This window comes from Marisediminitalea sp., assembly GCF_984433645.1.
The window spans coordinates 24,947-39,607 of sequence record NZ_CFIDRX010000008.1; the positions used below are offsets into that span (position 1 = coordinate 24,947).

Below are 14,661 nucleotides of genomic sequence, written 5' to 3' on the forward strand. Positions count from 1 at the left end.
AATAATGCCTGAAATAAATTCATTGCGATTAACTGAGTTTGAGTCCCAGTTTTTTATTGAAAAATTGTCAAATTTTCAAACTTCGTTTAACGGTAACTTTTTCTTTGACAGACTTCTTTCAGTCGTTAAATCCGAGAATGCTAGTTCAGTAGATGTTCTGCTGGCAATAAAGGATTTGTTAGTCTCAATTCATCAAACGGCCAATCAAAATTACATTAGTTTTCCATTTCCCCGAGAATTAAAGGGACCTGAGTTGGATGTTGCAAAAAAGGCTGGGGTGACTCAAAGGCAAGGGACTAATTTACTACAACTTGATCAAAGCAGCCTCCAAAAACACGATTTCGATGTTTATACCCTGAAGAACAAAAGAAAAACCGTACCTGTAAAGCTAGATGAGTGTTTAAAGAATAAGCTTGATGGACTTGGGTACAGCAAATACCAAACGGCAGGGCAAAGATTAGCTGTCCGTGCATGCCTCACCGCTAAAAAAGGTTCTACTATCTTTGTTAATTTGCCCACCGGGTGTGGTAAGACTCTGATTTCACACGCTTCGATAATTTTCCAAAAAGAATTTGCTAATACCATTGTTATTCTTCCTACCGTAGGCTTGGCAATCGAGCAAGCTGCAAGAGCTAGAGAAATAATTCAACATTGTGGCATTCCTGTTGTTTCCAATTACTGTTGGCATGCAAGTTTAACTCAGGAAGAGAGAAAAGAAATAAAGTTAAACATGCAATCAGGCCGTCAGAAAGTTCTCTTTACATCACCAGAGTCGCTTACTGGCAGTTTACTTCATTTACTGTTTTCATTATCGAAAAGCGATCAAATAGCAGAAATTATTGTTGATGAGGCCCATCTAATTGATAGTTGGGGCACTAATTTCAGGCCCGACTTTCAAAAATTTGGAGCGTTGCTTGCAACACTTAGACAGGTTTCAAAAAGTAAGTTTAACACTGTCCTGATGTCGGCAACGTTTACCCAATCGAATATAGAGGCTATCAATAAAGTTTATGGCGATGGGGTGAACGAACCAATTATCGTCAACGGTAATTTTCTTCGCCCAGAAATTAAAAGCTCAGTGTTAAAAGTTGATAGGCATGAGCATCTGACTTCAGTATGCAAATATGCCTTTTTACTACCGAAACCATTGATTTTGTACACGACAATAAAGTCTGAAGCCGAAGACGTTTATAATAAGTTAAAGGGTTATGGGTGTACCAGGATTGCTAAGTTTGTGGGCGACACAAAATATGAAGAACGAAATAAGATAATAGAAAAATGGAAGAGTAACCAGTACGACATTATCGTTGCAACTTCTGCTTTTGGTGTCGGTATGGATAAATCTGATGTTAAAACAGTTTTACATGCTAGTGTTCCAGATAACATCGATAGGTATTATCAGGAAATTGGAAGGGCTGGCCGTAATGGTGACTCTGCAATAGCATTAATGGTTTATCATCATGATCAGTTATCCATTGCTCAAAATATTAACAGAGAGAATATCATATCGATCGAACTAGGATTTGAACGCTGGATGGATATGTTTGCGCGAAGGCAGACTGTTGATAGTGATTTGTTTGAAAGTGACGATTTTTACAAGCTAGACACTTCCATTTTTCGAAAGGATTTAGAAAAAAAAACAGAAACGAATAGCGAGTGGAATTGGTTGACTTTGCTGTTCATGCAGCGTGCTGGCGCTATCAAAATATATTATGAAGTTCCTAAGCCACCTTCAACGTTAGATGAAATTCATGACCAACTAAAATTTCAAAAGTTCTGGGAAGATTATTCTGAATCAATATTAATAGAGTTGTTAGAGCCAAGAGCACTGAAAAAGGATTATTGGGAAACTGAAATTAATGAATACAGAGAAAGTGAGTTAACTGTCCAAAATGAGCGATTCAACGTTCTGAGGCATTACCTAGAACATAACTCAAAGCCACTCTGTAAAACGCTTTCTAAGTACTACTCGATTAATCATATTCCCGCACAGCGCACTTGCAGAGGGTGTGTCAATTGTGAAGGCTTTTCCCCGACCGTTGGAGAGTCTGCTTATCTGGATAATTACAACTCCCAGGCAACATCAACCTCCAGTTTAAAAACGCTCATTTCTAACCGGAATATGTGCATGGTTTATTTTGAGAATTACGATAGTTTCGATTGGAGAGGATTACTGAAATCAATGCTAGAGAAAAACATTATTTCGGGAATTCAAGCATCTGAACGATTTTTAGCTGAATTCCAAAAATCCATGCCCGTTGGCTTTGATAGGTTCTGGATTTCTCAAGAGTTTGACGATGATGCAAGCTACTGGCCAACTGCATTAATTACTGATGAAAGCGCGAAAGTGATTGATGTGCCAAGGTTTAGAGAAAATGTAACGTATTTCTTTGCAGAACGGTCAAAAAAAGAGTCGGGCAAGGAATATCGAAATTGGTACGAAAATTATTCAACATCATTATCAATAAGTAACTTTAGAAATCTGCTAGGACAAAATTGATGTCAGTTATAAATAATGCGAACCCAGGCAGCCATATACCTTTACTACATTTTATTGATCGGTTAGTGAACCGTCATTTCTTCAAAAAGAATAAAAGTTCAGATTTTTTAGCTATATCAGACATATTCTCGGCGAACATGCCAGAGTATCTTTTTCGTAAAGAGGAAAAAGATGAGCAGGAACAATTTGAAATAAATAAGAATTCAGAAAAGAAGCTTAGAGAAACCCTGCATTTTTGGAAGGAGTATGGGTTGTGGGAAGAAAATGGCGATAGCATAAAAGCTTGGTCAGAATTTTCGAATGATGAAAACCTAGGAGAGAGAATTTCCCAAACTCTATTCAAAGAGAGGCTTGATATCGTGGATGGAACTGCAGTAGAACCATTGATTCGAGGCATGGCTCTTTTTTTATGTTTGGACTCATTTACATTTGCAGGCGGTAGCTTTTTTAAGTCTACAGAAGTCGAAACCATCGTTGGAAGGTATTTACCAGCAAGGACGGAGAATGGAACTCGCCTTACCATTAACCCTTATGAAACTTCTATTTTTGCCAATTATGGTCTTCTTTTAGGTTTTCTAGAAAAAGTAACGAAAGATCAGTTTGTGGTTGACCCAACTCGCTTAATTAGACCTGCCATTAATAAGATTTTCAAAAATGCAGATAATGGTAGTGAATTGCCAGTAGAAGAGTTTTTAACTCAACTTAGGGACATGCTTCCTGTAATTGATGGTGGAGAATATCGCATTAAAATCGAGCAACTTATTCGCACTAAGGTAAAAGATTGGAAAGCTATGCCTGAGCACGAATTATCTACAAGCCTTTCGCAAGCATTGTACCGACTCAACCTTGAAGGGGTTATATTTCTTATACCCAAATCTGATGCTGAAAATACCGTGCAATTAAACCTACCTGGAAATAAAAGAAGGCCAGTTAGTCACATAAGATTTGGGGGAGAAAAATGAGTTTAGAAAGATACTGGCCCTCCGTACAGAACGTTATAGATTGCATCAAAACTGAAGCTGAAGAGCTCTCTGATGAGACATTGCTTGCTGTACATGAACCCATGAGGCTTACGAAATATAGTAGCAATACATCTGAAGAAGAGGCCACTGAGAACGACCTCTTAGAGCACTTTTTAAAGATTGACAGGCCAATTCCTATCGTTGCAGATGCAGGCCTCGGTAAATCACACCTTATAAGGTGGCTACATGCGAAGCTTAAAACAGAGAAAATAGTTCAGGAAGAGAACTGGCAGATAGTTCGAATCCCTAAGAATGCGAGTTTAAGGCAGACACTTCATCTACTTCTTGATGGTTTGGAAGGAGATGTTTTCGAAAGCGCGAGGAAACAAGTAGACGAAGTCGGGAGCACTCTTGTCGCCCGGAAAATAGCGGACCTTTTTGGTACTCATCTTAAGCATGGTATTCAGGATATTGGTGAAGAGAGTATACAACTTCTGGAAAACTGCCAACGTGGATCCCCTGATGCCAAAGAATTATTGGAAAGGATACAGTTTGCTAAACAACTCCCTAATTTAGTAGATGATATTGAGTTTAAATCGAGACTCATTGGTGATGATAGCTATATTTACAATATAGCAACCAGGTGGATTAAAGGGGCAACAGAGGAAGAGTTGCGCCAAAAAGAATTTGCATTATCACAAAAAGATTTCGACTCGATGATTGAGGAGATTGAAATAGATGATTTGTCTTTACCCGGTCGAAGAGCTCTAAGCACACTTAGATTAGACAGTAATCCCGAGCAAAGTAAAAAGGCTTTAGAGGTAATAAATGAAGGGGTTGGCCGCGCCTCACAAACCGCTTTCCAACAGTTATTTCAATTTGGTAGTGGTAACTTTCAGGATTTATTTAAGGAAATAAGAAAGCACCTAAAAGTTCGCAATCAAACACTTGTTATTTTAGTTGAGGATCTCGCTGCAATTTCGGCTATCGAAGATGTCCTGATAGATTGCCTGTTAGAGGAGGCTAAAGATGAATTATGTACTCTGAAATCAGTACTCGCAGTCACAAGTGGCTATAGTGGTTATACAAGAAGACAAAACACTATTAGGACGAGAGCAAGATTTGAATGGCAGATCAAAAATAATCAGGATAGTCAGGAAGAGATCTCTACAAAAATAGTCGACTTCTGTAGTCGGTACTTAAATGCGGCGCGCTATGGGAAATCCCAGTTGCGGGAAGTAATTAGCCTTGAGAGTTGGGATGATAACACTCCTATATGGAATGACGAATTAGATGAGAGCGATAGCCTGTGTTTGGATGCATTCGGTAAATCTTCCTTAAAGATCCCACTTTTCCCGTTTAATAAAGAGGCCATAGTAAATCTTGCGAAATGGTATTGTTCCGACGATTCAGGTTCGTTAATCTTTAATCCTCGAGATGTGTTGAATGATATTTTGCTTAATATTTTAAGATATCAACGAAACGACTATGAATCTGGCATATTTCCGAAGAATGTTGAACTTAAAGAGCGCAAACCAACTCTTCTAGCTGAATTGAGCAATTTGGGGCTGTCAACTCCGCAACAAGCTATAACACTTTGTTCAATCTGGTCAGATAAATCTAGCATGGATGCTTTGAAATCAGCTTTACCCAAAGAAGTTGCTATTTCATTCCATTTACCAGAACTTGCTCCCTACTTAGGAAGCGAAATTCATATCCCTACACCAAGCCCTATTGTTGTACCACCACAAAAACCGATTGAACCTGTACCTCTTCCTACTCCCAATAAGTCGGATTTATTGGAGGAGCAACTTGGAAAATGGTTCAACAAAGAGGCACCAATCGATTCTAAGTTGGCGAATGATTTTAGAAGTCAACTCTATAAAATGATTGAAGAATCCCAATTTTCTGAATGGATGGGGTTTAAGAATAGTAAAGTATTTGAAGTCGGAAAAACTAAAAGAACAGCACTAGAAGCAATTCTGAAACAGGGAGATCGTTTCCTAATTTATATACCAGGTTCCAACAACAATATAAGAGACGCGCTGATTGAATTTTGTTCGGAAGATGACTTTTTTGCTACTCAAGAATCTTCCAATGTACTTCACAGAACTGCACTAGCGATAATCCGCTATCACAGAACTAATAAAGCTAATCCAGATACGGGGTGGAATTATGAAAAAGGATATGAAGATTTTGCCTATTACCAAAGTTTCGCTGAAAAATGGGTTCCAGATGTTTTAAAGATCGCTCTCAAAGCGTTACGTAAGAAATATTTAGTACGCTCAGTAGATAAGCAGTTGATGTTGCTAAATGGTTTGGGACTAAAAGAGCAAGGTAGTCTCGAAAATACGCTTTTCATGAAAAGTGTACACATTAAATCGATTCTAAAGGAACCGTTAAATTCTGGCTTCGAAAAATTAAGGACTGCTTTGTTAGATCAATGGGACGATACGCAAAAAGTTTGGTCCAGTCTTGTTCTTATTGACAATGTTGCTATCGACTCAGACATACTAAAGGCGGCAATCAAAGAAGCGAGGAAAAATGGCGAGGAGAAGCTTGATCCAGAATTGCGGCGACTTAAGAAAGCAGCAATCGATGAAATAAAGCCTAACCTCCTTAAAATAAAGATGGTTATTGGCGATTGTGATAGCAAAGAGGAATTTCAAAATCTACTCGAAGAGATAAGAGAAGTTTATAAATCTATTCAAGATTTGGGATTTTATCCAGATGAAATCCCGAAGCGTAAAACGGCCAATCAAGATATAAAAACGTTGCTAGAAACTTTAAGTTGGATTGACGTTAAAAATGCCATCAAGCTAATAACCGTTGAAGATGAGCAAAAAGAGATGGAGATACTTGCCAACCTTGATGGAAAGCTCATCACTCTATTGTCAAAAGTTCTTTCCCAGTGGGAAGCTTTTGAAAAGTTAGCATTGCCGAAAATACAATTGGTCAATAACACTGTGGGAGCAAACCAGTTAGATTCACTCAACAAAAGCATCAAAAATACTAATTTTAGTTTAAGCCAAACACTTTCGGACTTAACCTCGTTTATGGAGTCAGATAGTAAATGAATAGTTTGAAGGAAAGAGTTGCTACTTTTAAATCAGAAATCATGTTGGCAGATAACTCCCAACAGAATGAAGTGATTATTGAAGGTAATCAGATTATTTACGATGAACTGCGTCCCTTAAGTGACAAACTCAAAACGCAGTTTGAATTTTTGCAAGCTTTGAACTATGTGAACAAAAAATTAGAGGAAACGCCAGACTACACCACCGTTTTCTCTGATGATGGTATATATCGAAATGGCATTAGTACTATTGTTTTCAATCGGGAGGTGGCAGAACTAATTAGTAGCGCTATAACAAAGTTTGATGAGTTTGAGCGCGCTTGGGGAGACGAAAATTATAAGGTGCAACAAAAGGATTCCTATATTCATGCCCGAGATATGTTGAAAGAACTATCAGAAAAAATAAAAGCGGCCAATGAAGACTGTTGGCGAAAGTGGTTAGCATTGATAGATAAAAGAGTTTTTATTGAAGAACAGGTATTAGAAAGCCAGAAATACAACCCAACTCAAAAAGATAACTATGAAAAATTTAATAGTGAAATTTCTACTTTAGAAGCGTTGAAGCGAAATAGAACTGTTACAAAGGATAATGCAATCCGAATTCAGGAGTTACGTGACTCTTTGGAGAACTTGAAAGCACAATTTGATCTTTCGGATTTCCCCAAAGATGTTGCAAGATTTTTTAAGGCTGTAAACTCTCGATTTGAATCTGCGACTTTAGATTTGCTGACCCCTCAAGTCCTAGACTGGCTTAATTCCAACAGTCAATTAACGAACTTCAAGGTAGAAAGAAAATAATTGGGGAAGTAGTCGTTTATGATAGATGAGAAAGTACTGCGGCATTGTTTGGAGAGTTGTCTAGACATACTTGAGCAGAGAGAGTTTAAACTGTTGGCGTGGGGCGATACAGAGGTTCGCCATACAAAGGGTGAGATACTTGAAATTATAAAGTCTCAAACTTCTCAAAATGCTCAAGATGTATTTAGAGAATTAATAAAGAGATGTTTAATCTTTTCTGTCGCTGATATTTTCTTTCCCGATGCTTACCGAAGCCGAATGGCTCAGTCGGTTTATTTTTCTAAAAAGTTGCGACAGTGGTTCCACGGACAAACACTCCAGAATACGAAGACTCTGGTCTCAGACTTCAGATTTATACGTAGGGCTAGAAAATACCCCCAGAGGGATATCGAACCTAATTTAGTTGTTGATGAAGTATGTAAATCGAACCAGTTGGGCGAGAACCACAGAGACGCGCTCTTTTCTATGCTTGATGGTAACCAAGAGTTAAAGCTTTCTGGATTTCAAAAAAGAGCGACTACAAGAATTCTGAATAAACTGACTAAAAAGAGTAATGTCGCTTCTGCAACTATAGTGTGTGCAGGAACTGGTAGTGGTAAAACGCTCTCATTTTACTTACCAGCACTAGCTAATTTGGCTACGGAACTCACTCAAAACCAAGAGATCAAAGTTAGAATCTTAGCAATTTATCCTAGAAAAGAGTTGCTTAAAGACCAATTTCAAGAAACATTTTTCCAAGCGAGGAAGCTAGACTCTTACTTGCAGAGACATCACGCTCGAAAAATTAGAATTGGCACGTTTTTCGGCGATACTTGGAGTAGAAACGACTCAGAACTAGCGAATGGAAACCTTTCTTATAATATGTTGAGTTGTAAATGCTCGGGCGTATTAAAGTGGAAGTACGAAGATTTTGTCGCTAATAATGAAGTGCTAATTTGTGGTTCTTGCGGTGAAAGAATAAATGGAGATGAGATTGCGTTAACACGAGAGTCTCCCGCGCCTGATATTTTATTTACGACAACCGAAATGCTGAACCAGCATTTAGGAAACAGCTTCTCAAACCATCTGTTTGGTGCTCGTAAAAATCAATCTATTCCTTTGGTCCTTCTAGATGAAGTGCATACTTATGAAGGTTCTACTGGGGCGCAAACGTCTTATTTACTAAAGCGATGGATGAAATACACGAATTCTTCACCACACTTTGTGGGGCTGTCAGCTACGTTAAATAATGCTTCCAAGTTTTTTGCCTCATTCACCGGTGTTTCTGATTATCAGGTTGAAGCTATTGAACCGTTAGAATCCGAAATGTTAGAGGAAGGGGCCGAGTACTTGTTGGCTTTGCGAGGGGATCCCGTATCTCAAACTGCGTTACTTTCTACTACGATTCAGACCACTATGCTGTTTCAGAGAATGATGGATACTAAAAACGATTCTGTTTCAAAAGGTACTTATGGAAGCAAACTGTTTGTATTTACAGATGACTTGGATGTGAATAACCGATTATTTGAGATGATGGCCGATGCTGAAGGTTGGGATCATGCGTTCAAAAATCTCAAACCGACTAAAGTTCCCTTAGCATTTCTAAGAAGCGGCAAACACCCCGAATATGACGTTCAAAAAGAGCAAATGAACGCACTAGGCCAGGATTGGTCTAATTGTGAATACATCGGCCATGCTATGAATGAGCATGATAGAGCCAGAGTTTCTAGAACCTCTAGTCAAGACGGAGGGGTTGATCGCGACGCAGATATTACAGTCGCAACTGCATCACTTGAAGTTGGATTTAATGATCCAGAAGTAGGGGTTGTTATTCAACATAAAGCTCCTAGAGGAATGGCATCGTATGTTCAGCGTAAAGGGCGAGCCGGGAGGGCTAGGGGAATGCGCCCCTGGATGGTAACGGTCTTATCTGACTATGGTAGGGATAGAGTTGCATTTCAGCGGTATGAGGGCTTGGTAGACCCTCAGATAAAATCTAGCAGGCTTCCCATCGAAAATAGCCACATTCAAAAGATGCAAGCATGTATGGCAACACTGGATTGGCTTAGTAGGAAAGTGGGTAAATCGCACTTGTGGTCTAGCCTTAAGAATCCTGAAGGGAAAACTAGTAAATTTTATTTTAAAACTCTTAAAAATGAACTTGAAGCTCTTAACCGTGATGAACAAAATATAAAAGAGTTGAAGAAATATCTGACGGCAGCATTGAGGTTGTCGGATGAAAAAATCAACCAACTCTTTTGGCAAAGCCCTCGTTCGCTAAGAATGGACTTCATACCAAATTTATTACATAAAATTGAAACTGATTGGTCCATAGATGGAACCAAGTGGAAGGGGGTTACTAAAAGCGGGTCGCCTATGCCTGAGTTCTTCCCTGCTACTTTATTTAGCGAATTGGTTTTACCCTCCCTTAATATTTGTATATTGAGAGGGAAAAAAGAAGACAGGAAACAAGAGTGGCACGAGTTACCTTTGTTTCAAGGCTTAAAGGAATTTGCTCCTGGTAGGATATCTAAAAGATACAGTGTCAATAACAAGTCCGAAAGCGATTGGTTGGTATCTGACAGTTTTTCACCCATACCAGAAAAAGACATGAAGTGTGGGATTGAGGTTTATGACGCATTTGGAAAAAGTGCAGAGCCAATTAAACGGGTTGTTTTAGACTCGAATAATAGTATCGAAATATTTAACCCGACTGAGTTATATACAAAGAGAGTTGAAAACAAAAACATAACAGACACTAGTAATGCATTCTTAAATTGGGAGTCAGACTTTTATGTTGATTCTGATTCTCATAAATTGAATATTCCACATAGTTCTGATTGGCTCGAACTTCTGAAGAGCGTCTGCTTTTTCAGCCACGCCCAAATGACCCCGATTGAGTTAACTCGATATACAACAGGATCAGAGGCTACTATAAAATTTAAGACAGGTGAGTCGTCCAAGGTTGACTTTTACTGGGAGAATGACGGTTCACCGGTGGGTGTAGGAACTGTACTTTTTGTTGATGGAGTTTGTTGGGATTTTCATTTTACCGAAAAGTGCTTGATTCAACTGCTAAAAGATCCTGTTCTCATAAGTAGCCTTCGGGCTGCTTATGTTGAAGCATTATTCAAAGAATCATCATTGTTTAAAAACCAGTTCCAAGGTGGTTGGGTTTTCGATTGCATCACAACAGCAATATATTATTTAGCTTGCTCACTAAATCGAACAATTAAGTCTGTTGTAGAATCTATTTCAGAACCCGATATTAAGAGCGCAATTTGTTCAATTCCACTGGAGGTCTTTCAGATGAAAGACTTAGATGGTGAGAATACTGAAGAGCAAGTTTTGCAGAAGTATATTATTGAATTTCTGCACAATGAAAATAACTTAGTTGCCTTGAAGCCTTTGCTTCGTTTTTTATATGAAGAAAAATTAACCACAAAACACTTCATATCATGGTTCAGAAATATACTCGCAAATACATTGTGCGGTGGGATATCTGCAACGCTCCATAGTCTTCTTCCGGATGTTAGTGAATCTGATATTAATGTTGACCACGTGTGGGCGGGGGATAATTTGAAAGTTTGGTTAACAGAAAATGAAGCTGGCGGTGTTGGTATTGTGTCTCGCTTTGAAGAGTTGTATGTCAATGACCCATTGAGCGTGCTAAATCATTTATCAAGAAGCTTTGACATTGGAGAATACGAACAAGTTAACTACGATATCCATCAGTTATTGATTCAGTTACAAAAGAACAAAGAATTGTCAGATGCAATAGAGAGATTTAGGCAATCTAACTGCTACCGCGATAGGTTGGAGGCTTTAAGAGAACTTAGAACCGCTATTTCTAAGCTTGGAGTGACCCAAACACATAGTTTCAACAGTCTACTTCATACCAGATTGTTAAAAGCTGGGAGTACATCAAAGAATGATAAAGAACTCTTAGAATGGTTAAATCAATGGGAAAATATAGAAAGTAAATTTCAGTTAGAAATACCCTTGGTTTCTATGGCCTATCTGATTGCTAAAAATAATGCAATTGATGGAAAGGTCAATGAAGCAAAAGATAAAATTCTGGCACTTCTTTGGCCGAAAGGGAGTGCTATTAGGCAAGGTTCTATTCAATTCTATAACCGATTTGCTAGAGGCATAAAAGTTTTTGAAAGACTTGCTGTAAGTCGATTGTTTGTAGACAAGGTCAAGTCTGTCGTGTACTCAACAAACTGGAAGCAAGAAGTGTCTGATGTTTTAACTTCGAAAAAACAAGGCAAAGTTGAACTACGGATAAGTTTTGAAGATGTGGATAAGCTAAATAGCATTATTTACGAAATTAACACGTCAGCGATTGAGTACTTAGGGATGTTGTTTCACACTCGAATCATCAAAATAGCTCGACAAAGAAATTATTTATCAATTCACTTGGAAATAGCAGAAACAATACAATGATTGAGTTAACGTCTAGGGACATAATGACGAAATCTCTTCTTGGCAAGAGAGAGTTAAGAGAAGTTTTATCGAGCATTTTTGCTGGCGTAATCATTGTGCCTCAGAATTTATGGTTGGTAACTGCATGGTTAACTGATTTTGACGTTTTGGACAATAGGTCAGGTAATTGGAGTTATTTAAACCCTGAATGGGGGGCTAGGCAGGTAAGTTTTCTTGATTTGTTAGAAACTGCAGTCAAGAGCGGATGTCACCTAAATATAGTAGTCAAGGAGGACATTATTAACGATGCAGCTCTGTATCGACTTCGGACTAATCTTGGTAAAGAGGTTGGCTTCGGAATATGTGAAAGCCAAGAAGTTCATATAAAAGGTTTTCTTACAGAGTCATGTTTTTTAAAGGGATCTATGAACTTCACCTATTCAGGCGCTAACAAAAATGAAGAGATGCTTTCACTCACTGGAGATGAGCATCAACTTTCAAGTGCGAGGATAGAATTTAAAGAATCCTATCACTTTGAACCTAGGGTAATCGAGCCTAACAACCCAATTAATAATGATAAACATGTTTCAAACATAGAAGATGACGAAGATTATCATGACTTCTTTTAGGCAGGGTATTTGGCTGAAAACATTCTTCAGTTATGAGAACTTTATCGAAGTTGATAAACCTAACAGTGATGATCTGCTGAACACAGTCTATCCGTTGATAATAGATGCTAAGGACAAGCTACAGGGTAGTCGCCCCTTCTTTTTGGCATCATATAGTGACAATGTTCTTTACTTCTATGGATTTAGTGACGGCCGCAAAAGTCTAATGGAGTTAAGGAATAGTTTACATTTTGCCTTGGGTACTTCCGATACGAGTCATTGTCGTATAATTCGGCATCCCTCCTTTGAATACGAAAAAGACGCCTTACAGGCTTTTCCGCATGGAATCGTTAGATTTGAACTCCTTGAGTACTCAAGCAAAGCTCAACAACTTGAAAGTGTGAAATATGTAATTGCGAAATTACTTCAGATATCTAAAAGATTCGAAATTAAGCCTGCTTTTAGGTCTGGTAGATCACGGCCTGTAGGCCGTATGCTAAGGGATTTCTTTGTTGCCTGCAGACATAAAGATTCAGAATTAATCACTGACTATTTAGCTGAGATTAAAAACTCTGGAAAGCTTAGTCACAGAAACATTATCAGTCTTGAATTGCAGTCTCTTTATGCGCAGTCAAAATGGGAAGAAGTACTTAGCCATGACTCCTTAATAGACTACGTAAGCGGAATAATTCCTAGTCGTATCTATCACATATTAGTTAGAGCCATTGCAAAAACTTTGGCAATAAACGAAGTCCGTATTGAAGAGATGGATTTTATGTTAGTTAGGGCTAAGTTAGACAAGTTCCAGCCCTTTTTAACGAATAAGCTTGCATTAAAGAGGGATTCGAGGTTCCAAGACGATTGGAAATCTTGGGTTTTGCTGAATATTGTATTGGGCGTGGAAAATATAGTTGATGTAATCCCTGACTTTATAGAAAAGTCTTGGATTGAAAATATAGAGTCTTTAATAAAGAAGACAGCGCTAACACTAAAAGTGAAGCAATCTTTCAGCGAAGAGTTCAAATCTTTATTAGCAGGCCCTAAAGACGTAAATACAGCCAGTGCTTTATTTCGCTATGCTGAAAATTGCTCGTCCAGTGAGATACCCGAAATTCTTGACTGGCTTGATAATCTGCCGCTAGAAATTAGAAAAGAAATAAAATCGTGCATTCCTCTGAGAAAAAAATGGAATGAATACGAAGACTATGTTTATGGTGCTAATGAAGAATCTAAGGATGTCCAGGAAGAAGACGTAACAAATGGCTTGCCTCATTCTGATATACATCCTACTTTGGATTGGAACACTTGGTTTTCTAATGGGTATAAACGTTCAGTAAACATCGACCTTCTTATGGAATCAAAATCGGAAGGTTTCGATTTAGAAATGGTCACTAATAAGATAAAGGAATGTAGTGATCCTGAGAAAATTAGAAACATATCACCGCACCTCCTAAGGTGGATTGAAGAACGAGAAGTTAAAACGGATTCAGAATTTTGGTTATCTTTAATTGAACTAATCTCAGTCGACGACCAGACATCATTAACGACAATTCTTCTACTTAAGGACCTGATTAATCACTTTTTGCAAACGCCCCACTCTGAATCTCAATACAAGGAAGCTTTGGATGCATTTGACTTGGTGCTTTCTGTCGAGTTAAGCCGAAGGTCTCTAGGAGTGGTAATTGATTTCATTGAGTCACTATTTGACTACGCAATAAAAGACGAAAATTATTTGAAATTTGGAATATGGCCCAAAATAAGGTCGTTTGCAGCAGACCATTGGGATGAGTATGAAGTTGATACACAAAGTGTGCTGATTTGGCTAGAAAAGCAACTTTCCCCCGAGTCCCTGTTATTCGAGAAACTTCGCTCTCAAAATAACAATGCATCTTTCAATGCGAATTTTGAACAATTAAAGGGCAAAAGAATTGGTATTTCTACTCTTACGGAGAAAGCAGGAAAACGAGCAGCAGAAATCCTGAGAACTTTGTTTCCCTCCGTTGAGGTCATTTTAAACCATGACAAGGTTGCCACAGATAAGTTAAAGAATTTGGTAAAAACAGCTGATTATTTTGTTTTTTGTAACAAAAGTGCTGCTCATCAATCATATTATGCGGTTAAAGATATAAATAAGAATATTATTTATCCAGATGGTAAGGGGAGTTCTTCAATTGTGAGAGCTCTAATAGCGAAATTGGGAAATATATAAAGTTTTAGCGTTGCAATACAAAGCTTAAACTTGGATGAATTATTCAGTGTAATTGTGTGCGGATTATCTGACGGTGAATGTTCCGGGAGTCCTTAGAACAC

7 protein-coding genes are annotated in these 14,661 nt (G+C 38.3%); all 7 read left to right on the plus strand.

The window, feature by feature from the left end; genetic code table 11:
- Positions 1 to 4 precede the first annotated feature (4 nt).
- Genes dpdF through dpdD form a run of 7 tightly spaced genes read left to right on the plus strand, consistent with a single transcriptional unit; the run spans position 5 to position 14,560 of the window.
- Positions 5 to 2,500, plus strand: coding sequence for a protein DpdF (gene dpdF / locus AC4MRN_RS02380; protein WP_491202388.1), 2,496 nt, complete (start codon positions 5 to 7; stop codon positions 2,498 to 2,500).
- Positions 2,500 to 3,462 (plus strand): protein DpdG, encoded by a 963-nt coding sequence (gene dpdG / locus AC4MRN_RS02385; RefSeq protein WP_491202389.1) that lies wholly within the window; start codon positions 2,500 to 2,502, stop codon positions 3,460 to 3,462. Before dpdF ends, dpdG begins: the two co-directional genes overlap by 1 nt.
- Entirely contained in the window at positions 3,459 to 6,539 is a 3,081-nt protein-coding gene (dpdH, locus tag AC4MRN_RS02390; RefSeq protein WP_491202390.1) for a protein DpdH, read from the plus strand. Before dpdG ends, dpdH begins: the two co-directional genes overlap by 4 nt.
- Positions 6,536 to 7,336 (plus strand): hypothetical protein, encoded by an 801-nt coding sequence (locus AC4MRN_RS02395; protein ID WP_491202391.1) that lies wholly within the window; start codon positions 6,536 to 6,538, stop codon positions 7,334 to 7,336. The genes dpdH and AC4MRN_RS02395 overlap by 4 nt, the downstream gene beginning before the upstream one ends.
- A gap of 18 nt (positions 7,337 to 7,354) precedes the next feature.
- On the plus strand, positions 7,355 to 11,764 hold the full coding sequence (dpdJ, locus tag AC4MRN_RS02400) for a protein DpdJ (protein ID WP_491202392.1): 4,410 nt from the start codon (positions 7,355 to 7,357) through the stop codon (positions 11,762 to 11,764).
- Positions 11,761 to 12,372 (plus strand): phospholipase D-like domain-containing protein DpdK, encoded by a 612-nt coding sequence (dpdK, locus tag AC4MRN_RS02405; protein ID WP_491202393.1) that lies wholly within the window; start codon positions 11,761 to 11,763, stop codon positions 12,370 to 12,372. The genes dpdJ and dpdK overlap by 4 nt, the downstream gene beginning before the upstream one ends.
- Positions 12,359 to 14,560, plus strand: a complete 2,202-nt coding sequence (gene dpdD / locus AC4MRN_RS02410; RefSeq protein WP_491202394.1) for a protein DpdD — start codon at positions 12,359 to 12,361, stop codon at positions 14,558 to 14,560. The genes dpdK and dpdD overlap by 14 nt, the downstream gene beginning before the upstream one ends.
- Positions 14,561 to 14,661 lie beyond the last annotated feature (101 nt).